This is a genomic window from Nostoc sp., assembly GCF_036919595.1.
In the GTDB taxonomy this organism is placed as follows: Bacteria; Cyanobacteriota; Cyanobacteriia; order Cyanobacteriales; family Nostocaceae; genus Nostoc.
The window spans coordinates 1-26992 of sequence record NZ_JBALCO010000017.1; the positions used below are offsets into that span (position 1 = coordinate 1).

Genomic DNA, 26992 nt, shown 5'->3' on the forward strand with positions numbered 1-26992 from the left:
TGATCTTTTTCTTCTGGATTCATGCTTGAACACTACCATCTTTCTTCCCTCATGGGAATATTCCTGACATTCCTACCTGGGCAGTTACGAAAAATATCCTAACATCCAAGACATTATCGAAACCTCCTGCCAAGACAATATCGGCATTGATGAACTTCGCACCGCTATTTTGCAGGAAGTTGGCAACCTCAAAGAAGTCTACGACCTTTTACCCCTGACATGGTTTGAGGTTAAACAACAACTCGAATCCATGACTGAAGACTTCATCAGCTACGAAGATTATATCTGTATCTGTTACAAGACCAAGATTAGCCAACAACAAGACCGTGAGCAACTAATCGACTTGCTGCATCGACTTGGCTTAGTTCTCAACTTCCGCGATCATTCCATCCTCAAATATACCAACGTCCTCAAACCCAACTGGGTGACAGAAGGCATTTACGCGCTCCTGAGCGATGAAAACCTAAAAACTAAAACCAAAGGCATTTTCACCCACGCCGATCTCATCTGCATCCTCAATCAGGAGCGATATCCCACCGAGCGTCACGGCTATCTGATCGGGCTGATGAAAGAATTTGAGCTTTGCTTTGCACTAGAATCTACGCCACCACAATTTCTGATTGCAGGACTTTTGCCTAAAGACCAACCAGACGAAACAGAACTCCACGACGAAACCCTGGAATTTCAATACCATTACAAAGTTCTCCCCGAAAGCATTATCTCCCGCTTCATCGTTAACACCCACGAAAAAATCCATAACCAAATCTATTGGCGCAGTGGCGTAATGCTGCAATATCAAGAAAACAACGAAATCTACAACATCGCCCGCATCAAAGCCGATCCCGAAGACAAAAAAATCTTCATCACCATTAGCGGACGCCAAGAAACCCGCCGCTCATTTCTCGGCATTCTCCGCGATGTCTTCCAAAAAATCCACAAAAGTCTTCCCAATCTCGAAATCACCGAATGGGTTCCCGTCCCCAACTATCCCAACCACCCGCCCCTTGACTACCAAGAACTTCTCGGACTTGAGGCAATGCGTGAAAGCACAATCACCATCGGCAAACTAAAATTAAAATTCAATTTGCGTCAACTTTTAGATGGCTATGAATCCAAGGAAGAGAGGCAAAAACAGTTTTCTATTCATAATCAGTACAATACCACTTATCATCAATATGGAAAAGGTGATAATTTTGCTGGCGATGAGGTCGAAGGCAATAAAATTGGATGAAGTTACCCAACTTTGAATTAGCCTTTATTGATCGCAACAAACTACGGAACTATAGCCTCAACTTCCAACATGATCGCGGAAAGTATAAGGCCAGACTGTTTGCCGCTATCTTCGATTTAGGTAGAGATGATGCAGAAATTCTGCAACTGCTAATCGAAGATGCAATTCAAAATTATCAAGCAATTCCCAGCCTGTTAGATGAATATGGTCAACGCTATATGGTCGATTTCCCCATCACCCGCAACCAAAACGCTGCTAACATTCGCACAACTTGAATCGTCCGCCCCACCGAAGATTTTCCCCGTCTCGTTAGTTGCTATATTTTGAGGTAATGCCCATGCTTGCGACCCCAAACAAATTCAATTTATTAGATATTGTTGCTCTTAAAACTCCCTTATCCGAACATAACCTCCTTGCAGGTCAAGTGGGAACCATTGTCGAAATTCTCGCCCCCGAAGTATACGAAGTAGAATTTAGCGATGATGACGGTCAAACCTATGCTATGCAGGCTTTACCAGCCCATCAACTCCTAAAACTCCATTACAAACCCCTAAAAACTATGTCTAACACCATCAATCAATTCGGCAAAGGCGACAACGTTGCAGGTGATAAAATCCAAGGTGATAAAATCCAAGGTGATAAAAACCAAAATGACTTCAAAGACGCAACTATTGGATTTGTCGCTCAAAACCAAGCCCAAGCCACAGTAAGCAATCTTAATCAAACAAGCGGCGCAAGCGTAGCAGAACTAATGCAAATCATCAGCACCATGCGCCAAACTGCCGCCCAATTTCCACCAGAAATCCGCGACGACATCACCATTAAAATTGATGATGTAGAAGCAGAAATTCAAAAGCCAGAAAAAGAACGCAATTTACCCGAACTTAAAAAGCGTCTACTAGCTGCAATAGCTGCTGGTACTCTAGTCGCTGCCCCGATCGCAGGTATGACAGACTTTGCAAACAATATTATGGAAATAGGGAACAAATTAAATATCGAACTAAAGCTTCCCTCTGGTAAATAGACTTTTCTCACTCCAAGGGTGATCGCAAATTCAAGCTTTACAGCTATCGCTATTCATCAATAACTTTTAGAGGATGTTTGAAAAGTCATGATTGATGTATCAAATGTTTTTTACCCCACCCTAACCCTCCCCTTATAAAGGGGAGGGAACCGGATTTTCTTATTTCCCCCCTTTATAAGGGGGGATTAAGGGGGGTAACAATTCGATTAAAATCACAACATACCACTTTTCAAACAACCTCTAAGGCGATCGCATAGCTTGAAATGATGCCCACCTTTGATTTGATGAGAATTGAACTAGCGATCGCCGAAATAACAAATGGGTTCCCCGAAATAACAAATGGGTTCCCCGAAATAACAAATGGGTTCCCCGAAATAACAAATGGGTTCCCCGAAATAACAAATGGGTTCCCCGAAATAACAAATGGGTTCCCCGAAATAACTCAACCCAACCCAACCCACGAATCAAGACATTTTTTTATTTGGCAAAGGTATTAGACCTCTTGCACAAATGCAAAACTTGCCCTCATTCCCCAACCCCTTCTCCCAATATTGGGAGAAGGGGAGTTAATTTTAAAGTCCCTCTCCCAAGCTTGGGAGAGGGATTTAGGGTGAGGGTAAAGATTCATGCAAGAAGTCTATTGTAAATCAGCTATTGTTCAACTGCTGAGTAAACGCTTGATGTTCAACTGAAGTTAGTCCTTTGTCCAATACTGCCAACACCTGTTGCATATTTCCCACAACTAATGCTGAGACATCAAGCCACAATCCTGGAAATACTTGACTTTCAATTATTCCTGACGTATTTGGTATTAATGCCACATATTCACCATCCTGCAAGCTGAACCAACTAACAGTACTTTCAAAAACCTGCCAAACAATAAACCTCTTGCAAAAGTCTCTTCACGCGGTAAAATAACGAAATTTTGCAAGAGGTCTAATCATGAAACCATTTCTTTTTGTAACCGATCTAGATGACACCCTTGTATATCGCACTGTGGGCGATGACAGCGCCTTACCAGAACTAAATCAACTGCTGAATCAACATCGCCAAGAATACGGTACGAAAATTGTTTATGCTACTGGGCGATCGCCTGTACTTTACAAAGAACTCCAAGCTCAAAAAAATCTTTTGCAACCGGATGCCCTCATCCTTTCTGTAGGTACTGAGATTTACATTAATGGTACTGATACACCAGACTCAGGTTGGTCAGAAATCGTCTCTCCGGGATGGGAACGGGAAACTGTATTATCTATTACTGAAAAATATCCTGAGTTAGTTCGGCAACCAGATTCAGAACAGCGTCCCTTCAAAGTGAGTTTTTTCTTACAACAAGAGGTATCTGCAAATGTGATACCACAACTTGAGACCGAGTTGCAAAAATATAAATTAAATGTAAAGTTAATCTACAGTAGCGGAATAGACCTTGACATTGTACCCCATAGCAGCGATAAAGGTCAGGCAATGCAGTTTTTACGCCAAAAGTGGAAATTTGCAGCAGAACAAACAATTGTCTGTGGTGATTCAGGTAATGATATTGCTTTATTTGCTGTAGGCAACGAACGGGGAATCATTGTGGGAAATGCCCGCAAAGAGTTACTCCAATGGCACAATGAGTATCCCGCTGACTACCGCTACCTGGCTTCATGTTTTTGTGCAGGTGGAATTATCGAAGGATTAAAATATTTTGGTCTCTTGTAATGATTAGTTATCTAAAAGGTATAGTCGCTGGTATCCAAACAATTGGCGCTAATCGCGTGATCCTGACTCTGGAAGTGAATGGCTTGGGGTATGATTTGCAAGTTCCCCAACGGCTAGCAAACCAGTTACCAGAGTCGGGAGGAGTGACACAAATTTTTACGCATTTCCAAATTCGTGAAGAAGTGCCGTTACTATATGGCTTTGCTTCGCCATCCGAACGCGATTTATTTCGCCACATGCTAACTGTCACTGGTATTGGTGCAGCCTTAGCGATCGCCCTCTTGGACACTCTGGAACTACCAGATTTAGTCCAAGCAATTATCGCTGGCAATACACAAATCTTAATTCAGGCTCCCGGTGTCGGTAAGAAAATCGCCGAACGCATTTGTTTGGAACTGAAAAGCAAATTAGTCGAGTGGCGCAAGTCAGCCGGGTTCTTCGTCGCCACAGGTGGCCCAGCACCGGGAATTCTCGAAGAGGTGCAAATGACCCTCTTCGCCTTGGGATATACTGCCCATGAGGTCAGTCACGCCCTGCATGTGGTGAGTGAAGATATTGGACTACCCAAAGACGCCTATGTAGAAGATTGGATTAAACAAGCGATCGCTCATCTCAGCAGCGAACAAGTTTAATTGTCATTTGTCATTAGTTATTTTTCCCCAATGCCCAATGCCCACTGACCCTTATGCCTGGCTAGAACATTCCTTAGCAACAATTCATCGTGCAGATTGGTATCGTTCAGTACAAACAATCCACGGTCGTCCGAGTGCAACGGTGGTTTTAGCTGGCCAAGAGGTAATTAATTTTGCCAGTAATGACTATTTGGGGTTGACTGGGGATGAGCGGTTGATGGCAGCTGCAACTGCTGCGATCGCAGAATTTGGAACTGGTAGTACTGGTTCTAGATTACTCAGTGGGCATCGACAATTACACAGGGAATTAGAGGAGGCGATCGCATTTACCAAACAAACAGAAGATGCCTTGGTATTTAGTTCAGGGTATTTAGCCAATTTGGGTACAATTACTGCCCTCGTTGGCAAGCGTGATTTAATTTTATCTGACCAGTACAATCATTCCAGTCTGAAAAATGGGGCGATTCTCAGCGGTGCAGCAGTTGTGGAATATCCGCACTGTGATCTTGCAGTACTAAAAATCCAGTTGAATTTACAGCGACAAAACTACCGACGTTGTTTGATTCTTACTGATACTGTCTTCAGCATGGATGGCGATTTATGCCCGTTGCCAGCACTGTTGGATCTCGCTGATCAGTTTAGCTGTATGCTGCTAGTTGATGAAGCTCATGCCACTGGGGTACTAGGAAAAACTGGCGCTGGGTGTGTGGAACATTTTAAGTGTACAGGAAAGCAGTTAATTCAAGTTGGCACTTTGAGTAAAGCTTTGGGTAGTTTAGGCGGGTATGTGGCAGGAAGTAGCGCCCTAATTGACTTCTTGCAAAACCGCGCACCCACTTGGATTTACACCACTGGGCTTTCACCTGCTGATACAGCTGCGGCCTTAGCAGCAATCAAGATAGTGCAACAAGAACCGCAACGCCGTGCCCAATTGTGGCAAAATGTACATTACTTGAAAAATTTGCTGCAACAATTACCTAATTTAAAATTACTGCCTTCAGAATCACCTATATTATGTTTTCAATTGCCCAGTGCGACAGATGCTCTTAAAGCTGGAAAACAGCTAAGAGATGCTGGCATTTTTGCTCCAGCAATTCGTCCTCCCACAGTGCCCACAAGTCGGATCAGAATATCTTTAATGGCAACTCATGAAGCAGCACATATTGACAAATTGGTAGCAGTGCTGAAGGATATCTCTTCACTCGTGAGGTTCTAAGTAAGTGGGCAAAAATAATTCAAATTATATTACACAATGTAAAATTAATTAAATCGGAATGTAGAAAGCGACTCCAATTTTATTATTCACGCCTACTTACTTATAGCAATCTTAAACAGCATCTCTGACTTATTTGAGAAGTCAGGGATTCTATGGCTTTAAATTTTTACAAATTAAACAGGATTACTATATATAATTAACGATAAATTTTTACTTTTAATACTATATTTTTGAGGAATTAGCTTCTAACAAAAGATGTTATTAAAACTAAATAAAAATCTATCTGTGGATAAGTTACTAAAATATACAAACTAGCTTAGGGTATGTACAGCCGCTGCAATAAGTACTGGTTGATCCCAGACATTTTCATGCCCCATATTCATTATTCCCAATTACTGCGTTATGGCATTGTTGTATTAATTGTTGCACTTACATTAGTACCAATGTTGATACTAGACCCCTGGTTCAGCATGAGTGGAACTCCTTTCTTGCTGTTTATTAGCGCTGTAATGATGAGTGCTTGGTATGGTGGTTTAAAGTCAGGGCTGTTAGCAACTTCCTTGTCTGTGTTACTGAGCGATTACTTCTTTCTCCCTCCAGTTTATGAGTTGAGTTTGGACTTATCCAATTTTGTGCGAATTGGGTTGTTTGGATTACAAGGATTACTCTTTAGCATCTTATGTGAGGTATTAAAGACTGCTAAAAGATGGGCTGATGGAAATCTCCGAAAGCTGAAAGTTAGTGAGGAGCGATTTCGATTAGCGTTAAGCAGTTCGGATATCGTGGTCTTTCAGCAGGATCGCAATTTGCGATATCAGTGGATTCATAATCCTCAAGGTTTAAACACTGCTGAGGAAATGTTAGGAAAGTCTGATGATGAATTATTTCCAGCTTTAGTAGCAGAGAAATTGAGGGCAATTAAGCTGAAGGTACTAGAGACTGGTGTTGCAACCCGTGAAGAGGTTTATCTGACAATTGGTGGAGAAGACCGCTACTATGATTTGCTGGTTGAACCGCTAAGGGATACAGACAATAGCATTCAGGGTATTACCTGTGCAGGTGTGAATATTACTGGGCGCAAGCAGGCAGAACTAGAAACCGCCAGGTTGCATCAGGAACTTCAGCAAGCTATTGGGCAAAAAGACGAATCTCTGGCGTTACTCAATGCTTGGGTTACTAGTTCACCAGTGGCACTGGCTTTTCTCGATGCTGAACTTCGTTATGTTCATGCTAATGAAGCGCTAGCCGCGATTAACGGTGTGCCGCAAAGTCAACATATTGGTCGTACCTTTAGGGAAGTACTACCGGAATGGGCAACCCAAATAGAGCCTATTTTTGAGCAAGTGATGAGAACTAGGCAATCCTTGCTTAACCAGGAAATGAGCGGTGAAACTTATCCGCCTATGGTGTATCGTTATGGTCTTGTCAGCTACTATCCAGTGTGTTTGCCGGATGGGCAGTTGTTGGGAGTAGGCATTAGTTCAATTGATATTACTCAACTAAAACAAACTGAGCAAGCACTGCAAGAAAGCGAAGCGAAGTTTCGCAGCGTGGTTGAGTCAAATATGATTGGTATTGGCTTCTGGAATAGAGACGGTAGGATTACAGACGCGAACGATGCCTTGCTGAATATGGTGGGTTATACCCGTGAAGAATTACTTGCCGGAACACTTTTCTGGCAAGACTTGACTCCTACAGAGTATGTGCCACTCGATAAGCAAGCACTGACTCAATTTCAAGACAGCTCCTTTTGCACACCCTATGAAAAGGAATATATCCGTAAAGACGGCTCACGCTTCCCGATTTTGATAGGTGCTAGCCATTTTGAAGGGACTGTAGATCGAGGAGCTTTTTTTATACTCGATACTACAGAGCGCAAGCAGGCTGAGGAAACACTCCGCTATATCGCCCAAATTAGTAGTGTACTCTCTACTTCGCTAGATTATGAACAAACATTACAACAGATTGCCAAAATTTCAGTTCCCCACCTAGCTGATTGGTGTAGCATTGACATTTTAAATGAAGATGGTTCCATTCGCCGCCTACCTATTGCTCATGCAGATCCATCTAAAGCGGAGTTGGCGCGTAAACTTCAGGAGTATGTGACAAATTATAAGGTTGCAAGTGCAATTACTAAAGTACTGCAAACCGGGCAAAGCGAATTAATCTCAGAGGTATCTGACTCGCTATTAGTCGCAACTACTCAAAATCAGGAACACTTAGAACTTGTTCGGCAACTGGGGATGAAGTCTGTGATGATTGTGCCGTTAATCGCACAAGGGCGAGTCCTGGGCTGCATCAGCTTTGTCATCGCTCAATCAGACCGTCGCTACGATCGCTCTGATTTAACTTTAGCAACAGACATTACTCATCGTGCTGCCTTAGCAGTGGAAAATGCGCGACTTTATCGAGATATCCACCAGGCTTTAGTCCACTATGCCGAATCTCTATCTCTTCTAGATGCGCTCTTAGGAGCTGCTCCTGTTGCAGTATGCTTTTTGGATTGGGAACTGCGATATATCCGAATCAATCAAGTTTTTGCTGAGATTAACGGTTTGAGCATAGAAGAACATCTAGGACGCAAATTTGGGGAAGTGTTGCCAAAGATGGCGGCTGAGTTGGAGCCACTATTACAGCAGGTGTTGGATAGTGGAGAACCTCTGCTGAATGTAGAAATTAGCGGTGAGACAAGGGGGCAACCCAAACGTTACGGCTACTGGCTGGGCAACTATTACCCAGTCAACAACACAATGGGCCAAACGGTAGGAATTGGAATTATTCTGGCAGAAGTGACAGCAGCAAAGCAAACAGAAGTTGCTTTGCGGGAAAGCGAAGAAAGGTTCCGGGCAATGTTTAACCAGGCAGCTGTGGGCATTACTCTAATAGGATTGGATGGACGATTTCTGCAAATTAATTCTGCTCTGTGCGAAATTACTGGGTATAGTCATGAAGAGTTAATTCAAATGAACTTTCAGGAAATTACCCACCCTGACGACTTAGAAGTTGATTCTGAGAATGCTCGGCGAGTTTTGGCACAAGAAATTAGTGATTATTCCCTAGAGAAGCGCTACATCCGCAAAGATGGTTCCATTGTTTGGGTAAACCTAACTTCATCAGCAGTTTGGGATGCTAATGGACTTCCAAAGTATGCATTAGGCATTATTGAAGATATTAGTAAACGCAAACGAGTTGAAATTACACAAAACTTTTTAGTTGAAGCCAGCACCTTACTAGCTGCCTCATTGGATTATGAAATCACTTTGGAAAGTGTGGCTAATCTAGCAGTTCCTACCCTAGCTGACTGGTGTATTGTAGATGTTTTCCAGGAAGATTGGTCAAGTGAACAAATTGCGATCGCAATTACCGATCCCACAAAACAAAATACTTTAAACGAAATCCAACGGCGTTATCCACCCCAAACCAGAGCAAAACAGCTTGTGCAGCGCCTACAGTTGGGAATATCTGTTTTTTATCCTGAATTATCTCAGTCTCATCTTGTCCAGATGGCTGAAGACGATGAACATCTGCAATTGCTGCGAAGTCTGGGTATTCGTTCTCTAATGGTGATTCCAGTTCGTTCCCGTGGGCAATTATTTGGAGCAATCTCTTTTTTTACAGCCGAATCAGGTCGGCACTACAAACAGACAGACTTGGCTTTAGCAGAGGATATTGCTCGTCGGGCGGCGACAGCCATCGACAACGCCAGACTCTACCAGGAAGCTCAACAAGCAAAACAGGCAGCTGAACGGTCTGTCAATCGCACGCTACTTTTACAAAGAATAACTGCTGCCCTCTCGGAAGCGCTAACTCCTCAACAGGTGGCTGATGTGATCGTAAACCAAGGGATTGCCGCCTTGGAAGCCACTGCTGGTTCTGTTGTCTTACTTAGTGAGGGAGGTACTACCCTAAAAGTTGTGCAAGCAATTGGCTATCCGCAATCACTCATAGATACCTGGACAAATTTTCCGATCACTGCACCTAACCAAATAGCAGAAACAGTCAGGACTAGGCAGCCGATTTTTTTAGAAAATTTAGCAATCATGGCTGCTAAATATCCCAACTTAGCAGATGCTGTGGCTCTCACAGGGAATAATGCCTGCGCTTCCATTCCTTTGATAGCAGAAGGCAAAGTAATTGGGGGACTGGGATTGAGCTTTACCAATGAACAAATATTTAATCAAGAAGACCGGGGATTTATGTTGACATTGGGACAGCAGTGTGCCCAAGCGATCGCTCGCGCTCAACTTTACGAAGCTGAAAAGACTGCAAGGGCACAAGCTGAGACAGCCAACCGCATTAAGGATGAATTCCTCGCTGTCCTTTCCCATGAACTCAGAACTCCTCTGAATCCGATTTTAGGGTGGGCAAAGTTACTCAGAACCCGCAAGTTTGATGAAGCCGCTACAATCCGTGCTCTGGAAACAATAGAGCGCAATGCCCAGTTACAAACCCAATTAATTGGAGATTTACTTGATGTTTCGCGGATTTTACAAGGTAAAGTCAACCTAAATCTTTACGCAGTGGATTTGAGAGTGCCGCTTGCAGCTGCACTAGAAACGGTGCGTTTAGCAGCAGAAGCCAAGTCAATTGAAATTCAAACGGTGTTAAGTAATGATATCGGCAAAGTTCTGGGCGATGGCGATCGCTTGCAACAAGTGATGTGGAATCTCCTCTCCAATGCCGTTAAATTCACACCCACAGAAGGACGAGTAGAAGTGCGCTTAGAGCGAGTTGGGTCAGATGCTCAAATTCAGGTGATTGACACAGGTAAGGGAATCAGCGGAGAATTTTTGCCTTACGTATTTGACTACTTCCGGCAAGCAGATGCCAAGACAACCAGGATATTTGGCGGACTGGGATTGGGACTGGCAATTGTGCGTCATATAGTGGAACTTCACGGTGGTACAGTTCAGGCAGAGAGTCTGGGAGAAGGACAAGGGGCTACCTTTACAGTCAGGTTGCCTTTACTCAAAAATTCTGAGTTGCGAGTCAGCAGTGCTGAGGCTTCTCAAACAGAACTCAGTACTGAGGACACATTACTTGCTGGAGTGCAAATCCTGCTGGTGGACGATCAAGCTGATGTGCGAGAGTTTTTTAGCTTTGCGCTAGAACAATATGGAGCAACTGTAACAGCAGTTGAATCAGCCGCCCAAGCGTTGGAAACATTAGCCCAATCAAAGCCAGATATCCTGTTAAGCGATATTGGAATGCCTTTGATTGATGGTTATATGTTGCTGTGCGAGGTGAGAAAATTACCGCCTGAGCTAGGAGGGCAAATTCCCGCGATCGCTTTGACTGCTTATGCTGGAGAAATTAACTACAACCAAGCAATGGCAGCAGGATTTCAAAAACACCTACCTAAACCCGTCGAAGTAGGGGATTTAGCTACAGCGATCGTCAATCTTATCGGGCAAAATCAACCTTGAAGGAGACAGGAGACAAGAAGGTTTGGTCAACCAATGGGGCGATTACCAGGATTAACTGCATGAATATATTCACTACCCGATCGCGGTCTTCCTCGTTTATAGTAAGCTTCTTCTGGTTTACCCCATCCTAGCTGCAAAATCATTTCCAAAAAGTTAGAATTTTCCCACTTGCACAAACTTGCCCATTCTGTTCTTTGAACAATTCTCTCTACATCAAATGTGAGAATTTGTTGGTACTGTTTACTATTATTGAAACTCAAGTATAAATCCATCCCCATAGAGACTTTATGCCAAAATTCTATGATAGAATTTTTAGCCGCTTTTAATATCTCTAAGTCACTGGGGAGGGCTATTAGCTCAGTATTTACTTGGGGATAGTTTAAGTTTTTACCTTTGACTATTACCTCCCGCCAGATAATACCTGAAACTTGATTTTCTTTCTGATAATCGTGAATTGCAGCTTTGAAATCTTGATAGGCTGTGAATTGTTGCAGCCCATCAGTTCTGATAAACTGGTCAATTACAGGATTGCCAGAGACTGTGATTTCTAATTTTAGGCGTTTTCCGTTGAGGCAAGCTTGGCGTTCGGCTGCCAAAATTTGAATTAGCTCCTGGGTGGTGTAAACCTTTAACATCAGAATACACTTTATACGGGACTAGAGATTAACTTCCTAAATAGTTAACACAGATATTCTAATATTATGCTTTTATATCAGTAGAAATGTAGTAAGAAGCACTAAAATTTAAGGCAGACCAATTTGGTCTACCCCATAAGTTACCTAGCTAACTCACTACTGAACTCATTGAAAGCTCGCCGCTTGAGCTGTGCTGTTTCCGTGCGTGGTAACAAATCAAATATTTTGCGAAATTCATCGTCTATTTCTTCAAAAGGTACTTGACCCTTTTTATCCAAAACTACCTGACCTGATTTATTAAACACCAAGACTTGAGGAACAGTCCCAGAATAGTAATATCCTGGTTCTGTAGGGTCGTAGGTCTGTTTAGGTGGGATACTATCTACATTAATAGGCATAATCTCTGCTACCCGACCATAAAATTCTTGTACCCGTGAAATGGAAATGGCATATCTTTTGGAATCGCTGCTGTCATCCACATAAAAGGCCAAAAATATGGGTTTATGTTCCGCTAAAGTCTGTGCAAGTGTCTGTCTGGGAGGAACTAATGAACCATTGCCAGCATAAACGACAAAGATGTTGCCATCATATAAATCATTATTGAGACCAGCATATGCAGGTTGCATACTTATAATGAAAAGACTTGCAAACAACAATAGGCATTTGGACAGCAACCTTCGCCAGCCAGTAATTTGTTTATGTAAAAAAAGAAACTTTGTGCTATTCATCAAAAGGAACCTTGCAAGCTACTACTTGTCGTGAGTTTATGCTGAATTCGGCAAACTGGGCTGAATATGTAATTACGCCCGCGCACTATTTTTTAAGATAACGCCTACTGAGATTATCTCTGGTAAGTGGGAAGTGGCAGATGAAAGGAGAGTTAACGCTTTTTCATCACTCTCATGAGATAATAATAGAGTTAAATGTCGCAAACCCTTTGCTGATGTAGGTTTTAGGCAAGAGAGCCTGCCGAAACTATAAAATTTGTTGATGACTAGTATGAATGCTACAAAAGGCTATTTCTAGAAGTGATATCAATTCTTTAATTTACTTAAACCTTGGCTTAGGGTCTTTCCAATTTCACATTTATCGTCAATTAAAGGGTTTAATACTCTGACATTCTGGAGCGTTCTAGGCAGTCGGGAATCTTCAAAGCGTTTACTATAGCGGTTATACTATTCGGCTGGAGCTAGTACCGCAAGGCGGAAGTCAAAAGTCAAAAGTCAAAAGTCAAAAGTATTATGGAATAAACTCTTTAGGGCTTTTCAATGGTCTGCTTATTTACGCCGTGCTGTACTAATGACTTCAGGCAACTAGGAGTTAAAAGCCGTAAAAACTGTAAATAAATTTAATAAATACTCAGGTTTTTATAGCGATACATCCTCAATATTTGCCCTCTGATGTCAATTTTATGGAAAAATTACTGGAGTTTAGATATATTAGGACTTTTTAGACCATCTTGGAGTAAATTAGACAAATCTTGGTTTAATGCCTAATATAGTCAAAATAGCCTCTATTAGTAGCTCTGGTTCAATTGGTTTGGAAATATGGCGTTGAAATCCGGCGGCTAGTGCTTGTTGTTGATCAATTTCTCCAGCATAAGCAGTGAGGGCGATCGCCGGAATTTCTCCGCCTTGGTCAGGCAACTGCTTTCTAATTTGACGAATTAGTGTGTAGCCATCCATATCAGGCATACCAATATCACTAATTAGCAAATCAAATTTTGCTTGCCTTAAACTGCTCAGAGCATCATGTGCTGAGTCCGCTTCAGTCACTTGCGCCCCATACTGTTCTAGCAGGAAGGCGATAAACTCCCGCGAATCTTTGTCATCATCTACAAGCAGGGCTTGCAATTTATTTAGATTGAAGTCTGAGCGATTATCAAACTCAGTATCATGTTGATTCAGTTTTACCGCAGCGATAAATGGAAGCATGACTGTAAATGTTGCTCCTAGCCCTTCTCCAGGACTCGCCGCCTGAACGGTTCCTCCGTGCAGTTCAACCAAATGACGCACGATCGCTAACCCCAACCCCAACCCCCCAAATCTTCGGGTCGTTGTCCCATCGGCTTGGCGGAAGTAGTCAAAGACGTAGGGCAGAAAGTCACCAGAGATACCCTTGCCAGTGTCGCTGACAATGATTTGAGCATATTCCAAAGGATGAGTATCTACTTCATTCACCCCTTCACCTTCATCGTCGATCCTTTTTAACTGCACCTTTACTCGACCACCGTGTGGAGTAAATTTAATCGCGTTAGAAAGTAAATTCCAAACAACCTGTTGCAGGCGACCGGAATCACCCAACACTTGGGCAATGTTCGATTCAAATATTGATTCAATTTGAATAGATTTAGCTTCAGCCGCAAGCCGCACGGTTTCAAGGGCAGCTTTGATGGTGAACGTTAAACCAATTGGCAGTGTATTCAAACTCAACTTGCCTTGGAGAATACGCGATACATCGAGCAGATCCTCGATTAGTTGTGCTTGTAGTTTGGCATTGCGTTCGATAGTTTCGAGCGCGTACTGAGTTTTGGCTGCGTCCTGCTGGCTCGTTTGCAGAATTCTTGCCCAACCCAGGATGGGATTCAGGGGCGATCGCAATTCATGAGACAGCACTGCTAGAAACTCATCTTTGATTCGGTTGGCTTGCTGTGCTTGTTCAGTTTGTTCTTGCAAGGAAATCATCAGCTGATTGAGGCGATCATTCTGATCTTGCAGTAAGGTTTCTGCTTGTTTGCGCTCCGTAATATTTGACAGGATGAAGACGGCACCTGTGAGAGTCCCCTGCTGATCAAATACCGGGTCGATGGTTTCGGCAAACCACTGTCCTTTGAACTGAAATTCTAGAATTTGCCGTTGATGAGTTTCTTTAGCACGGTGAAAACACGTGCCGTCGCCCATTCCCAATTCTGCCTTCATCAACTCATGGTGAGCACAACCTAAAATTTCGTGGGAGGGCTTGCAAAAAATCTGCATTATCGCTCGATTACAGCGCAGAATTATACCTTCTCGGTCTACCAGACATACGCCGTCGTTGATCGAGTCAAAGGTCGTTTGCCACTCTCGTGCTGAGGACACAGCAGCTTCCTCCGCCTGCCGAATTCGCAGCAGCGATCGCATCGTGGCAAGCAGTTCAATGGGTTCAACTGGTTGTGCTAGATAGGCATCGGCACCACTGTCTAGGCCTTCTGCTTTATCCTGGCTTTGGACAAAACTTGCAGAAAGGTGTAGCACGGGAATAAAAGCCGTTTCGGGGTTTGTTTTAATTTGGCGACAGACTTCAAAGCCGCTGATGTCTGGTAGTTGGACATCCAAAATCACCAGAGCAGGCTGATGCTCGACAACTGCCTCTAATCCTGTTGCTCCAGTTGCTGCCTCCACGACCGTAAAGCCTGCATTTTGCAAAATACGGCACACAATGTAACGGTTGGCTTCATTATCATCAACATGCAGAATCGTCACCTGTGACTCAGACATTGCTTTCCTCCCAAGCACCCAGAACTAGTCCGGCTTTGACGAGCGCATCTTGAAGTTGGGCGTAGACGCCTAGCGGTGAGGGGGTCGCAGTCTTGGCGGTTCCCGTCGTTAGCGCCGCGTTAGCGAGTCTTCTCCTGTCGGAGACGCTACGCGAACGAGCGTCTTGCGACCCCCCGAACCCGTTGGCGCAGCCTCTCGTAGAGAAGGGCTTGTCATCAGACATCGCCGCCGTTTGAGAGCCTGTTTCTTTAGAAAGAATGGCGATGCTTTGTTCAGCTAAACGCTTGTGCACTTCTGCATCCAGTTGGACAGATGAGTGGATGATCACAGGAATCGACTGAGTGACGGAATTGTTTTTAAGCTGCTTGAGTACATCAAACCCGCTGATCTCTGGCATCTCCAAGTCAAGCACAATCACACTTGGCTGCTGGCGTTGTGCCAAATTTAATCCTTCTTGCCCGTTCGCGGCTTCTAAAATACTCAACGGTGTATTTGCCAACAGTTTTTTTATAAGATAGCGATAAGCGGGGTCATCGTCAATTAATAAAATTTTTTGAGGTCTATTCTGATTAATTAGCCCATTGAGTTTATTCAACAGCGGTAATCTATCCACAGGCTTAATTAAAAAGCCGTTAGCTCCTAGCGCCAGTGCTTGCTTCTCGTTATCAATGATGGTAATAATGAGTACAGGGATGTTGCGAGTTCTTTCATCTCCTTTGATTTCTCGCAAAAACGTCCAGCCATTTTCTCCTTCTAGCATAATATCTAGCATAATCGCCGCCGGCCGAAGTTGTTGTAAGGCAAGCCTTGCCTGGGCTAAGGTGCGGGTCGCAATTAATTGATAGGTTGACTCCTGAAGGTGCTTTTCGTAAATAAATAGTGTTTCCGGATGATCTTCAGCCACCAGAATGGGCCGGCGAGTTGGCTCAAGTAATGTGATGGGTTGCAGTAGGGTGGGAAATTCAGTCGCATGTGGGTAGGCGATCGGAATTGATACCGTAAAGGTAGAGCCTTGACCGAGATCACTTGTAAGCGAAACGCTGCCGCCCAGGAGCTCTGCCAGCTTGCGCGATAATGGCAATCCTAACCCGGTTCCCTTCACCTGCTTTTGCAAAGGGGACTCAATTTGCACAAAATCCTCAAAAATGCGCTCTTGATCGGTTGGAGCAATGCCGATGCCCGTATCTAATACGGAGAATATTACAGTATAACCCATTTGCATCGCACTGACGCGCACCTCTCCCTGCTCGGTAAATTTGAGCGCATTCGAGACAAAGTTTCTCAGAATTTGAGCGACTTTGCCCTCATCGGTATAGAGCAAAGGTATGGTATCGGGTTCCTCCACAATCAGGGCGACAGAGGAGCCTTGAACCAATAATGGGCGCAGCATTCCTCGCAGCGTGGCAAACAAGTCGCTGACTTCAAAGGAACTGGGACGCACTTCAATTTTTCCAGCTTCCACCTTTGCCAAATCCAGCAAATCATTGACTAATTCAGATAATCCGCTCGCCGCCTTTTGGATAAATGTCACCTGCTTTTCTTGCTCGGTAGTCAAATCGCCATCCATCCGGGCCAGCAAGATCCGAGAGAGCGACAAAATCGAGTTGAGGGGCGTGCGAAACTCGTGGCTCATGTTCGAGAGAAAACGGGTTTTTAGCTCGTTTGCCTGTTGCAAAGAACTTGCCTTCTCATCCAGTTCTGCATAGAGGGCAATCACACCGCGATTGGTATCTTCCAGTTCCCGGTTTAGATGGGTCAGTTCTTCCTCGCGCTTTCGTAGCTCTGCCATTGCCCGCAGTAACTCCTGGTTTTGTCGCTGGATTTCTTCATAAGGATTCTGAGGCGATCGCCCGATCACGGTTTCTCGAATCTGCTGCAATTGCGAATCGGTGAAAGTAGGTGTGCGCTTCGACAATCTTTTGCTCATCACCACCGTTGTTCCCTGTCCGGGCAGCGATTCAATCTCAAAGAAATCCATCAGTCTGCGGGTGCCCACGATGCCGAGTCCCATTCCTGTGCTAGAGGTGTAGCGTCCTGCCAAAACGTCTGCCAGATCAGGAATGCCCCCACCCCAATCTTGAATCCGAATCAGAAACGCCTGAGGCTCTCTTTCCACACAAAATTCAACCCTTCCGCCTTTGGCATACTGAAACGCGTTGCGGGCAATTTCTGAAACTGCCGTTGCCAATCGTGCCTGATCTTGAGTATCCAAGCCCAACTGCTCGGCGATCTCGCGAGTTCGTTGCCGAGCTTGCACAATATCCTGTTCATAGTGGATTTCGATCGTAAAAACGATTGTCATCTGCCCATTCCTTTAACCACTAACACCGTCACATCGTCCCGTTCTCGGTTAAAGTCCCGGTATAGCACACCTGCAATCAAACTAGGATGTTTTTGACTCAAGCCTGGATAGCGATCAAGCTGCCACTTAGCGCCTAATCCGTCAGAATGCATAATTAAAAGTCCATTGGAATACCAAGGGTAGCTAAACTCTTGAATTTTGCGGATTTCATGCCCGACTGTGCCGTTATGAGACAGCAGATTGTGGTGTTCAGTAAACGAGAAAATGCTGGCAGCGATATTGCCAATTCCGGCAAAGCAGACAGACTGTTGTTCAAAGTCTATTTCGGCAATGGCGAGTACTGCTCCTCGTGTACTTCGCAAGGCTGTGTGGGCAGCTTCGAGGATTGCACCAGGAGAACGATGATGATCGTCTTGAAAGATTTTCACGGCTTGTGAAGCAGCAGTGGCAGCCGCAGGTCCATGTCCTAAGCCATCGGCTACTAACAACAGGCTACGGCGACCATCGACAACACAAGCCCAGGCATCTCCTGAAACGTCTTCTCCTGGTTTGGGCAAACAGATCACCCCAATTTCTAAGGTCTTTTCAGGCGGATGGGGTGTCGAGTCTGACCAGAGGTGGGCGAGGAGCGCTGTCCCTTGGTTGGGAATGGAGTAAATTTCAAAAAAACCAGAGAGGCGACGAATTGCGCCCATTCCATTGCCTGACGTTCCAGTTGTGGAAAAGCCATCTTGCAAACACTGATCTACATCGACCATACCCGATCCTTTATCGAGCGACAAAACCTCAATGCCGACTGCTAAATGCTGGTTGAGCGTCCGCAGCAGCACCACTCCGCCATCAGCGTGCTGCACTAGATTGTTAGCAACCTCTGTCACCACAATGCCAACCTTGCCCCGTTCCGTTTCCTGAAAGCCGAGCCGAGTTGCCAAAGCCATCGCTGCCCGTCGAGCTTCCCCGGTCTGGCTGGATTCAGTAATTGTGATGGCGACAGATTCTCTCATTTTATTTCCATCGTACAATTTTTACCCGTGTCCCTTCTCCCACCGCAGACTGAATCTCAAACTCGTTGGCAAGTCGTTTGGCACCGCCCAGTCCCATACCCAATCCACTCCCAGTAGTAAACCCATCCTTCAGCGCCAACTCAATATTAGAAATTCCCGGACCATGATCTTCAAAGGTCAGCCTGAGTCCTCGTCGTCCCCCTTCCTGAAGCGTTTCTAGCTTTACTGTGCCGCCTCCCCCATAGTCTAGGGTATTGCGGGCTAACTCACTGGCGGCGGTCACAATTTTAGTTTGGTCTACTAAGCCAAAGCCAATCTCCACGGCAAACTGGCGCACGGTCTGCCGAACTAACACTACATCTGTAGAAGATTGAATGTCCATCGTTTCAGTCTTCTGGATCGTCATCTGCCCTCCATTTGGTGGCAGTGATTTGATCTGTGGTTTTATCGAGTGATGATCGCAACAGTGCCATGCCCTTTTCTACGTTTAGGGCAGTGCGAATGCCCGTCAGCGATAGCCCCAATTCCACTAAGGTGATTGCCACGGCAGGCTGCATTCCAACGACAACTGTTTGTGCATCCAGCACCCTTGACATTCTGGCAATGTTGCTTAAAATCCTCCCAATGAAGGAATCAACAATCTCTAATGCAGAAATATCGATCAGGACACCGTGAGCATGAGTTTGAGTGATGCGGTTGGTCAGGTCATCCTGTAGCGTCATGGCGAGGCGATCATGCATGTCTACTTGGATTGTCACAAGCAGTAAATTGCCCATTTTGAGTATGGGAATGCGTTCCATTGGCTTCTCCTATCTACCTATTTGGGTTGAGAGCGAGTAATGGTCACTCCCATCCGTTTTAGCGCCGTGAGAAAGGCATCGGCTAACGTTGCCTTTGTTGTGACATCAGCCAAATCAATGCCGAGGTAGACGATTGTTTGGGCAATTTGAGGACGAATGCCACTGATCATACAATCGGCTCCCATGAGACGGGCAGCAGTAACAGTCTTAAGCAGATGTTGAGCAGTGAGGGTATCCACAGTGGGAACCCCAGTAATGTCAATGATCGCAACTTCTGACTCGGTTTCGACAATCTTCTGCAATAACGATTCCATCACTATTTGAGTGCGGGTACTATCCAGAGTGCCGATAATCGGCAATGCCAAAATTCCCTCCCAGAGTTTAACTACTGGGGTAGACAGCTCCATCAACTCTTCCTGCTGTCGCAAAATTACCTCTTCCCGCGTCTTCTGATATACTTCCATGATCAGCAATCCCATCTGATCGAGTAAGTTTGTGGCTAGCCAGATTTCTTCACCCAACTCAATGGGGTCTTTCAATTGTTGACGCATCCGCTTAAAGAGGGGTTGCTTGAACGAAAAAATGAATGTAGCCGTTTCAGTAGGTGTGAAGCCTTTTTGCGATCGCGATCGAGAAATGCTACTCAGCATTTCCCGCATCTCCTGCCATGTCACTGCCTCAATATTGGTTAAGTTGCCTTGTTGAACGGCGATCCGAAACAAGCTAAGGAATTCCCGGCACTCCTCCTTGATCTCAGCTTCTTTAATCAAGCCTCTGCGAATATTAATAGTGGCTAGCTCCTGAACCCACTCCGACAGCATATCTGCCTCGAAAGTTTCCAGGATCTCTGGTATCTTACTTTCGCTCATCGTTCCTATAAGGGCAACCCCTTTCATTAGTTCAAAATCAGTGTATGACGATTTAGCCTAACCTGAAAGCTGAAGTTAGAGAGCGATTTTTTTCGGGGGGCCAGCGACATGGAATAGTTTATTAAGCTCCCTAACAATGTTGAGACTGGCTTTTTAAGCTAGGATTCGCTAAACTCACAAAATTAAATTTGCAACTAAAACTTTCAATTAGCAACCGCCAGAAGACTAAGGTACCGATGTGGGAAACAAAATTCAATTCATAGATAGGCTGCGACTGGGTTTCGCGGTGTCAGTGGCAAAAAGTGTAACGTTTATAGTGCGAGCGCTCCGTCTGGGTGCTGCTAGTGTATTACCAGGCTCGATTGCTCGTCGCATTGAACCCCGACTCTTACAATTATTGAGTCAGCAAGTTAAAAACGGGGTGATTTTAATTGCTGGTACTAACGGCAAAACCACTACAGCACTGCTTTTATGCACGATATTAGAACGCAAGGGTTATCGCATCGCTCATAATTCTACAGGTGCAAATCTAGAAAATGGCTTGATAAGTGCGCTGTTGGAAAGCACCACCTTACCAGGTACACTAGATGTTGATTACGCCATTTTGGAAGTGGATGAAAATATTGTACCAAGAGTATTAACGCCACTCCAACCGCGAATTATTCTCTGTTTAAACTTATTCCGCGACCAACTCGATAGGTACGGGGAAGTAGACACAATTAGTAAGCGTTGGACAAAAGTTATTTCTACCCTACCAGCAGAAACGGTGGTAATTCCCAATGCTGATGACCCAACTTTATCTAACCTCGGTCAGCAGTTACCTCAACGGGTGTTATTCTTTGGCTTGAATGAACCAAAACATTATTTAGAAGCTATTCCTCACGCTGTTGATTCTATCTATTGTCCCAGATGTGGACATTCTCTAGATTACAAAGGTCTTTATTTGTCTCATTTGGGAGATTTTACTTGTCCCAAGTGTGGTTTTAGTAAAAGTAAACCGACTCTCGAAAGTAGTGAATGGTCGCAAATTCTTGTTGGTTTATACAACAAATATAATACTTTAGCGGCTGTGACTGCGGCTATTGAGTTAGGAGTTGATGAAGCAACAATTCGAGATACTATTAATACTTTCCAAGCTGCGTTTGGTCGGGCAGAAGATTTAGTAATTAACGGTAAACGGGTGCGGATTCTGTTATCAAAAAATCCCGTGGGAACGAATGAAACCATTCGTGTGGTGACTCAAAGCACAGATAAAACCACACTGCTAGTATTGAACGATCGCACACCCGATGGCACTGATGTATCCTGGATTTGGGACGTGGATACCGAGAAATTAGTCGAACGCGGAGGGACTTTAGTAGTGAGTGGCGATCGCGTCTACGATATGGCACTACGTTTACGTTACAGTCAAAAGTCCTGTGAGAGTAAGTTAAATTTAATAGTCGAAGAAGATTTACGACAGGCGATCGCTACTGCATTAGAGCATACACCAGAGAATGAAACTTTGCACATTCTGCCTACCTATTCAGCGATGTTAGAAGTGCGAGAAGTCCTGACGGGTCGAAAAATTCTTTAAATTAGGGAGTGGGGAGTAGAGAAATTTTTCCCTATGCCCCATATTTCGTTACCCAAAGAGTTTTCAACCACCAGACACATCACCGAGGAGAAATTCACAATATGCTAACCCAAGCGGAAATTGCTCCTTCAAGTCTGGATATGCACAGAGTGATTTCAGCATAAGTTGATAAAAACTATTAGTTATTAATCAAGAGTTATTTATGAGTTCTCAAAAATTGGAATTAACAATTGGTTGGTTGTACCCGACGCTGATGAGTACTTATGGCGATCGCGGTAATGTAATTACTATAGAACGTCGCGCCCAGTGGCGGGAATACGATGTTAAAGTGTTACCCCTGGATCAAAATGCTACAGCCGCAGATATTAAAACTGTAGATGTAATAGTTGGTGGTGGCGCACAAGATCGTCAGCAAGAAATTGTCATGCGTGATTTGCAAGGTGCAAAAGCTGACGCCATGCGCGAGAAAATTGAAAATGGTACGCCAGGAGTGTTTACCTGTGGTTCCCCGCAGCTGCTGGGACATTATTATGAACCAGGATTAGGACAAAGGATTGATGGTTTGGGGATACTCGATTTAGTTTCCGTGCATCCTGGTGAAAATACTAAGCGCTGTATTGGTAACTTGGTAATTGAAGTCACAGCCTCACGTCTGGCGCGAGATTTAAAAGAGATGACAGGTAGCACACCATATTTGATAGGCTTTGAAAATCACGGTGGACGTACCAAACTGGGGAAAGTAGAAGCATTGGGGCGAGTGGTGTACGGTTTGGGAAATAATGGTGAAGATGGGACAGAAGGAGCATTTTATCAGAATGCGATCGCAACTTATTCCCACGGCCCTTTGTTACCAAAAAATCCTTTTGTCGCCGATTGGTTAATTCAAACAGCACTGCGGCTAAAGTATCAGCAGGCGATCGTATTGCAACCTTTGGATGATAATCTTGCTGTACAAGCGCGGGAAGCGATGTTTAAGCGGTTGAAAGTAAGTTTACCAAGTGTTGCTGCGGCGAAAGTTTAACCTCAGTTCGCTGATTAAGCCTCTTTCCGTGTTGGGGAGGGGTCAAATTTGACATAAAGCAAGGGGGCAAAGTATGACTCAAGCCTTATCAATACTTATTTCCACTAACTTTATGGCATAGATTATACTTGCAAAAAATCACCAAAATATTTTAATCCAGTGTACTTATCAAGTTTACTAGTCTAACTTTTGCCCATCGTGGTAGTTGCATTGATTCACCATTGGCTGCATCGATTTTTAGATAGCTTCTTTCCTGAGAGCCAACTACCACAAACAGAGCCAACAACAGAAGTTTTTCCTAGTTTGATCAATTGGTGGGAAGGATTGTATGGCTGGTTGGTGAATATTCTCTCGCTAATCATAGCATTTGGTATTATAATGCTTTTCTTGCCATCTCCTGATTTCTTCAATTTGTTCAGTTTATTTAAAATTCAAGCGCAGCCTCTGCTGATAGTCCAAACCATAATTCGAGTCATGATTGCTGCCTATCTTTATCAATTTGAGTATTTAGTGCATCAGCGTTTGATAGCAGCAGGTAGATAGTATAGCAATCCTATTTTAATTGTGAAAATTGCAAACCATCTTGCAAAAGCAAGATGCAGTAGAGGCACAGCAATGCTGTGCCTCTACAAATCGACTGTATTACATAGAATTGAGAACTGCTATTTAATTAATCGTGATCGCTCCACTGCAACATCTTACTGTTCTTCGCTCTTTTCCTGAAGGAGCGATCGCCAATCTGCGATCGCCTTTTCTGTCCATAGCCAATTTTTAGCTAATTTATCTACCTGGAAATTTACGGGATCAGACTTAACTACCAATTGTCGCAACTTGATCGCTTCCTTGAGATATTGTGTCTGCTTACCATTAGATTGACTAAATGCAGATTTATACAATCCGAGAGCTAAACCAGCATAGGAAGTTAAAGCATCCTGAGGCACTGCTGCCTTTGTGGATCTTGATTGTGTGTTCTGCTCTTTGAGAGCTAAATTCAAAGCTTTAAACCAAGAATCATTACCTCGATTCAAATTGCCTTCCGTGTAGTAGGCAAATCCCAAGGCGTTATTATACAAAGGCGATTCTGGTTTAGCTTTTGCAGCAGTTTCCCAGTAACGGCGGGCATCATCGACGCTATAGTTATTGTCTCCAGTTTGGATAGACTGCCACGCTAATCGTCCCTTGTAAAAGTTGACAGATGGATCGTTAGCTTGTTTATTTGGAATTAGTTTCAGGGCAGTTTCAGCCGCAGCCAGTGCGCCACGATTGAGTAGTTCTTCTACAGCCAATAACCCACCTTCCAAGTCGCCCTGGCTCAATTTTTCAGTGGCGGTGGTGGTGACAATCCCAGTCGCTGCTGTCTGTAAGTCGATATTTTGCTGCTTTTGAATGGGTAGAGACTGGGTGGGAATTGCTGGTATGTTAGGTAGAGTTACCTGGGATCGATTTTGCCACCACCAATTTAAACCGATCGCAGCTACTAAGGCACTAATCCCCATAATACCCACAATCGGCCACAGCTTGCGGCGTTGGGTACGAGGTCTTGGTGGGACTGGTTGCGGGGCTGTTTGCGGGGCTGTTTGCGATGCCTGCGGCGGGCTATGCCTACGCAAAAAATCAGCAGAATTTTGCCAATTTCCTTCAAGGTTCCCAGCAGTTGGAGGTGGTGGCGGTGGAACTTCTCCCCACAAATCTGCTTCCTCTTCTGGGGAAGTCATTTCCTCTGAAACCTGGCTTTGGTGATGACTATTTTCTCGAATCTGTTCATCCGGTTCAGTTGAAGCTTTTTGGTTATCTAACTGACGAAACAAATCCGAAACTATAGCAGAATCTTCTTCATAGCTTGAGTTATCATACTCAATTTCATCAACGAGATCGCCCCAAGTATCGTCACCTAGCCAGTCCAACCCAGAAGAGTCATGCGCCAAACCAGAAGGGATCATTTGCTCCATTCCTAAAGGCATCTCGGTATCATCTGCGATCGCAGAGTACATCGTGGAAGTTGCCCCTAAAGGCGAACTATACTGATTCAGCGACTCTGCACTTTCGGATAACTCAGTTTCCTCACTCAGAAAACCGTCAAATTCTGGCTGGAGATACAAAATCGGTAATGCCCAGTACATCTGGTGAGAACCATAGGCAGAAATTAATCCTTGACGCACGCGACTGACGCACAAATCTACTGGATATCCCTGACTCAAGTTGCGGTAAAACAATTGTGTGAGTGTCAGTGCCACTTCATCAGGAATCCGTTCTGACATCGCCAAAACGCTTCTGATTCCGCGCTTCACGAGACTTTCTGCTAAGTTTCGTTCACCAGCATCTCCAGAGGGATCGGATGCGGCTGTGTACGCCCCCAAGCAGGAGTTAAACACTGCCATTTGGATATTATTGTTGACGAGCAAACCTGCCAGATCGTCCCCAGTCAAGATTTCTGTTAAGCCAGTTCTGCGACTAACAAGATAAATTTCTCCGCCATTGGAACCTAAGCTACTATGACCAGAGTAGTGGAGAACGTGGTATCTGCCTTGTTCTAGGGCTTGGGTTAATTCTTCCCGTCCTGGTTGGTCTAATACAGTGAGTTCAATTTGGGGGAAACGATTGCTACCTTCAGCCAGTCGTGATGTTTGTCGGTGAAGTTCAGCTTGCAGTTTAATAGCTTCCTGTTTCTGTAAATCAAGGCGGACTTGATCTGAAGGAGAAGCAATTACCATCAATACTTTGACACCACCTTCTGGTAGTGTGGGCATATTTTGCGATCGCAAACGGGAAGCCCCCAAAATTCCACTTTGGAAGCGAGAAAAAGCCACATAAGGCCCAGTAGCCAGAGGGCGATCGCCTGCGTGCATCACTTCCCAAGGCAGACGAGCTAACCTAGTGTCTTTTAGCCCCAAGCGTAAGCGTAGTACTTGTTGGTGGTTTTGGGCAATACCTTGGGCAGTAATCCAACTATCTCTGAGAGTGCCTTGAAATAGGGCGTTATAAAATTGTTGACCCAACGCCACCAAATTAACAGAGTTTCTGGCGATACTGCTTTCATGCCCACCAGAGGCGAATGGATCTCCTTGCAACACCGATTTCAACGGGTCATTCATCAAATGCCCAGCAGCCATCAACCAATCAGCTACAGGCCAAGTCACCAACTCTTCTGCCAATGGTACCCCAGGCGCGACTTGTTCCGTCCGCACCAAGTAGTCATTTTGCCCTACTGGGGTCACGGAAATATGAAATTCCTGGGTCACAGCTTCTCCTGTCCGCCTCCTAAATCTGGTTTGAAACGCGAAAGTTTCAAGTCGATTTTTCGCTCCCTCTGATAACTTAGATGCATCCTACCCCTGAATGTTTCTGATTCGGTGCTGTTTTGCTTTTTTTGCCTTTACAACTTTATCCGGATCGGATTACTTGGGTCTAGAACACTTAATTGGTAGATGCACCTTGATCTTCAACTCCCCTAGATGGCTAACACCGGCTGGGGGTTTTTTTCAATTTTGGCAAATTACAGCAACTTCTAACGCAGATATTCTCTCTCAGAAAATAGTGCTTAACCCTAGAATACTTGATTACTAGATGAATGTAGCTTGATTTTTAACTCTCCTTATTCAGTTAATATTCACTAGAGTTTTTTTACACATAACAACAATCAACTTTCTAGTAAATTTATCCGGAGGATGATGGTTAAACCTAGAACACTTAATTGGTAGATGCACCCTGATAACTAGCTCCCCTGGTTGGCTAACACCCACTGGGGGTTTTTTTATGAAGAAAGTAAGCAGCAATCATATCTGACGCATCAATTTTTTAAGGCAGCGCACTGGTTATTTAATTGGTAGCTGTGACCTGATAACTAGCTCACCTGGTTGGCTAACACCCGTTGGGGGTTTTTTCGGTGGCTAAACAGCAACAACTTTAACCTCTGCTAATTTATCCGATAGCTACCCATTTACTTTAGAAAAGATTATTGGTAGCTGTGACCTGATAACTAACTCCCCTGGTTGGCTAACACCCGTTGGGGGTTTTTTCGGTGGCTAAACAGCAACAACTTTAACCTCTGCTAATTTATCCGATAGCTACCCATTTACTTT

Annotated in this window: 21 protein-coding genes; 10 read left to right on the top strand and 11 right to left on the bottom strand. The window is 44.4% G+C overall.

From position 1 onward, the window contains the following. Positions 1-169 precede the first annotated feature (169 nt). The 3 genes from V7K21_RS02595 to V7K21_RS02605 all read left to right on the top strand — a co-directional run bounded on the left by V7K21_RS02595 (position 170) and on the right by V7K21_RS02605 (position 2255). The gene (locus V7K21_RS02595; protein ID WP_335171257.1) at positions 170-1231 is read left to right on the top strand and encodes a COR domain-containing protein; all 1062 of its coding nucleotides are present in this window, start codon (positions 170-172) and stop codon (positions 1229-1231) included. Continuing rightward, complete coding sequence (locus V7K21_RS02600; RefSeq protein ID WP_335171258.1) at positions 1228-1506, top strand: DUF6883 domain-containing protein; 279 nt, start codon at positions 1228-1230, stop codon at positions 1504-1506. The genes V7K21_RS02595 and V7K21_RS02600 overlap by 4 nt, the downstream gene beginning before the upstream one ends. A 62-nt stretch (positions 1507-1568) precedes the next feature. Then, positions 1569-2255 carry a DUF4926 domain-containing protein gene (locus tag V7K21_RS02605; protein ID WP_335171259.1) on the top strand — a complete coding sequence of 229 codons (687 nt, stop codon included), beginning with the start codon at positions 1569-1571 and terminating at the stop codon, positions 2253-2255. Positions 2256-2495: 240 nt separating this feature from the next. On the opposite strand, the gene V7K21_RS02610 is transcribed toward V7K21_RS02605, so the two are convergent. Both V7K21_RS02610 and V7K21_RS02615 read right to left on the bottom strand, forming a co-directional pair. Then, positions 2496-2723: a hypothetical protein gene (locus tag V7K21_RS02610; RefSeq protein WP_335171260.1), complete on the bottom strand. Its 228-nt coding sequence runs from the start codon at positions 2721-2723 to the stop codon at positions 2496-2498. Between the two features lie 179 nt (positions 2724-2902). Next, positions 2903-3076, bottom strand: coding sequence for a hypothetical protein (locus V7K21_RS02615; protein ID WP_335171261.1), 174 nt, complete (start codon positions 3074-3076; stop codon positions 2903-2905). A 121-nt stretch (positions 3077-3197) separates the two neighbouring features. Between V7K21_RS02615 and V7K21_RS02620 the strand changes: the two genes are divergently transcribed. From V7K21_RS02620 to V7K21_RS02635, 4 genes are all read left to right on the top strand, one after another. After that, positions 3198-3956, top strand: a complete 759-nt coding sequence (locus V7K21_RS02620; protein WP_335171262.1) for a sucrose-phosphate phosphatase — start codon at positions 3198-3200, stop codon at positions 3954-3956. Beyond that, a complete protein-coding gene (gene ruvA, locus V7K21_RS02625; protein WP_335171264.1) occupies positions 3956-4588 on the top strand; it encodes a Holliday junction branch migration protein RuvA in 633 nt (210 codons plus the stop codon). Before V7K21_RS02620 ends, ruvA begins: the two co-directional genes overlap by 1 nt. A gap of 37 nt (positions 4589-4625) precedes the next feature. Beyond that, a complete protein-coding gene (gene bioF / locus V7K21_RS02630; protein WP_335171265.1) occupies positions 4626-5804 on the top strand; it encodes an 8-amino-7-oxononanoate synthase in 1179 nt (392 codons plus the stop codon). Between the two features lie 368 nt (positions 5805-6172). Next, positions 6173-11230, top strand: a complete 5058-nt coding sequence (locus V7K21_RS02635) for a PAS domain S-box protein (protein WP_335171266.1) — start codon at positions 6173-6175, stop codon at positions 11228-11230. 26 nt (positions 11231-11256) lie between these two features. Here V7K21_RS02635 and V7K21_RS02640 read toward each other — a convergent pair whose 3' ends face one another. From V7K21_RS02640 to V7K21_RS02675, 8 genes are all read right to left on the bottom strand, one after another. Then, entirely contained in the window at positions 11257-11865 is a 609-nt protein-coding gene (locus V7K21_RS02640) for a hypothetical protein (protein ID WP_335171267.1), read from the bottom strand. Positions 11866-12005: 140 nt separating this feature from the next. Continuing rightward, on the bottom strand, positions 12006-12593 hold the full coding sequence (locus V7K21_RS02645; protein WP_335171268.1) for a thylakoid membrane photosystem I accumulation factor: 588 nt from the start codon (positions 12591-12593) through the stop codon (positions 12006-12008). A gap of 741 nt (positions 12594-13334) precedes the next feature. Next, positions 13335-15341, bottom strand: coding sequence for a hybrid sensor histidine kinase/response regulator (locus V7K21_RS02650; RefSeq protein WP_335171269.1), 2007 nt, complete (start codon positions 15339-15341; stop codon positions 13335-13337). After that, entirely contained in the window at positions 15334-17643 is a 2310-nt protein-coding gene (locus V7K21_RS02655; RefSeq protein ID WP_335171270.1) for an ATP-binding protein, read from the bottom strand. The genes V7K21_RS02650 and V7K21_RS02655 overlap by 8 nt, the downstream gene beginning before the upstream one ends. Then, entirely contained in the window at positions 17640-18647 is a 1008-nt protein-coding gene (locus V7K21_RS02660) for an ATP-binding SpoIIE family protein phosphatase (RefSeq protein ID WP_335171271.1), read from the bottom strand. Before V7K21_RS02660 ends, V7K21_RS02655 begins: the two co-directional genes overlap by 4 nt. Position 18648: 1 nt before the next feature. After that, positions 18649-19053 (bottom strand): anti-sigma regulatory factor, encoded by a 405-nt coding sequence (locus V7K21_RS02665; protein WP_335171272.1) that lies wholly within the window; start codon positions 19051-19053, stop codon positions 18649-18651. Then, the gene (locus tag V7K21_RS02670) at positions 19034-19447 is read right to left on the bottom strand and encodes an STAS domain-containing protein (RefSeq protein WP_335171273.1); all 414 of its coding nucleotides are present in this window, start codon (positions 19445-19447) and stop codon (positions 19034-19036) included. Before V7K21_RS02670 ends, V7K21_RS02665 begins: the two co-directional genes overlap by 20 nt. A gap of 17 nt (positions 19448-19464) precedes the next feature. Continuing rightward, positions 19465-20316, bottom strand: coding sequence for an STAS domain-containing protein (locus V7K21_RS02675; RefSeq protein ID WP_335171275.1), 852 nt, complete (start codon positions 20314-20316; stop codon positions 19465-19467). Between the two features lie 238 nt (positions 20317-20554). Here V7K21_RS02675 and V7K21_RS02680 point away from each other — a divergent pair, with 238 nt between their 5' ends. From V7K21_RS02680 to V7K21_RS02690, 3 genes are all read left to right on the top strand, one after another. Further along, entirely contained in the window at positions 20555-21892 is a 1338-nt protein-coding gene (locus V7K21_RS02680) for a Mur ligase family protein (RefSeq protein ID WP_335171277.1), read from the top strand. 202 nt (positions 21893-22094) lie between these two features. Next, positions 22095-22913 (top strand): type 1 glutamine amidotransferase, encoded by an 819-nt coding sequence (locus V7K21_RS02685; RefSeq protein WP_335171278.1) that lies wholly within the window; start codon positions 22095-22097, stop codon positions 22911-22913. A gap of 198 nt (positions 22914-23111) precedes the next feature. Further along, positions 23112-23456 carry a hypothetical protein gene (locus tag V7K21_RS02690; RefSeq protein WP_335171279.1) on the top strand — a complete coding sequence of 115 codons (345 nt, stop codon included), beginning with the start codon at positions 23112-23114 and terminating at the stop codon, positions 23454-23456. Positions 23457-23611: 155 nt separating this feature from the next. Here V7K21_RS02690 and hetF read toward each other — a convergent pair whose 3' ends face one another. After that, positions 23612-26152, bottom strand: coding sequence for a cell division protein HetF (gene hetF, locus V7K21_RS02695; RefSeq protein WP_335171280.1), 2541 nt, complete (start codon positions 26150-26152; stop codon positions 23612-23614). Positions 26153-26992: the final 840 nt, after the last annotated feature.

Excerpts from the sequence above, each read along its gene's own strand:
- V7K21_RS02600 (WP_335171258.1), top strand. The coding sequence starts at position 1,228 with ATGAAGTTACCCAACTTTGAATTAGCCTTTATTGATCGCAACAAACTA.
- V7K21_RS02605 (WP_335171259.1), top strand. The coding sequence starts at position 1,569 with ATGCTTGCGACCCCAAACAAATTCAATTTATTAGATATTGTTGCTCTT.
- V7K21_RS02620 (WP_335171262.1), top strand. The coding sequence starts at position 3,198 with ATGAAACCATTTCTTTTTGTAACCGATCTAGATGACACCCTTGTATAT.
- ruvA (WP_335171264.1), top strand. The coding sequence starts at position 3,956 with ATGATTAGTTATCTAAAAGGTATAGTCGCTGGTATCCAAACAATTGGC.
- bioF (WP_335171265.1), top strand. The coding sequence starts at position 4,626 with ATGCCCACTGACCCTTATGCCTGGCTAGAACATTCCTTAGCAACAATT.
- V7K21_RS02635 (WP_335171266.1), top strand. The coding sequence starts at position 6,173 with ATGCCCCATATTCATTATTCCCAATTACTGCGTTATGGCATTGTTGTA.
- V7K21_RS02640 (WP_335171267.1), bottom strand. The coding sequence starts at position 11,865 with ATGTTAAAGGTTTACACCACCCAGGAGCTAATTCAAATTTTGGCAGCC.
- V7K21_RS02645 (WP_335171268.1), bottom strand. The coding sequence starts at position 12,593 with ATGAATAGCACAAAGTTTCTTTTTTTACATAAACAAATTACTGGCTGG.
- V7K21_RS02650 (WP_335171269.1), bottom strand. The coding sequence starts at position 15,341 with ATGTCTGAGTCACAGGTGACGATTCTGCATGTTGATGATAATGAAGCC.
- V7K21_RS02655 (WP_335171270.1), bottom strand. The coding sequence starts at position 17,643 with ATGACAATCGTTTTTACGATCGAAATCCACTATGAACAGGATATTGTG.
- V7K21_RS02660 (WP_335171271.1), bottom strand. The coding sequence starts at position 18,647 with ATGAGAGAATCTGTCGCCATCACAATTACTGAATCCAGCCAGACCGGG.
- V7K21_RS02665 (WP_335171272.1), bottom strand. The coding sequence starts at position 19,053 with ATGACGATCCAGAAGACTGAAACGATGGACATTCAATCTTCTACAGAT.
- V7K21_RS02670 (WP_335171273.1), bottom strand. The coding sequence starts at position 19,447 with ATGGAACGCATTCCCATACTCAAAATGGGCAATTTACTGCTTGTGACA.
- V7K21_RS02675 (WP_335171275.1), bottom strand. The coding sequence starts at position 20,316 with ATGAGCGAAAGTAAGATACCAGAGATCCTGGAAACTTTCGAGGCAGAT.
- V7K21_RS02685 (WP_335171278.1), top strand. The coding sequence starts at position 22,095 with ATGAGTTCTCAAAAATTGGAATTAACAATTGGTTGGTTGTACCCGACG.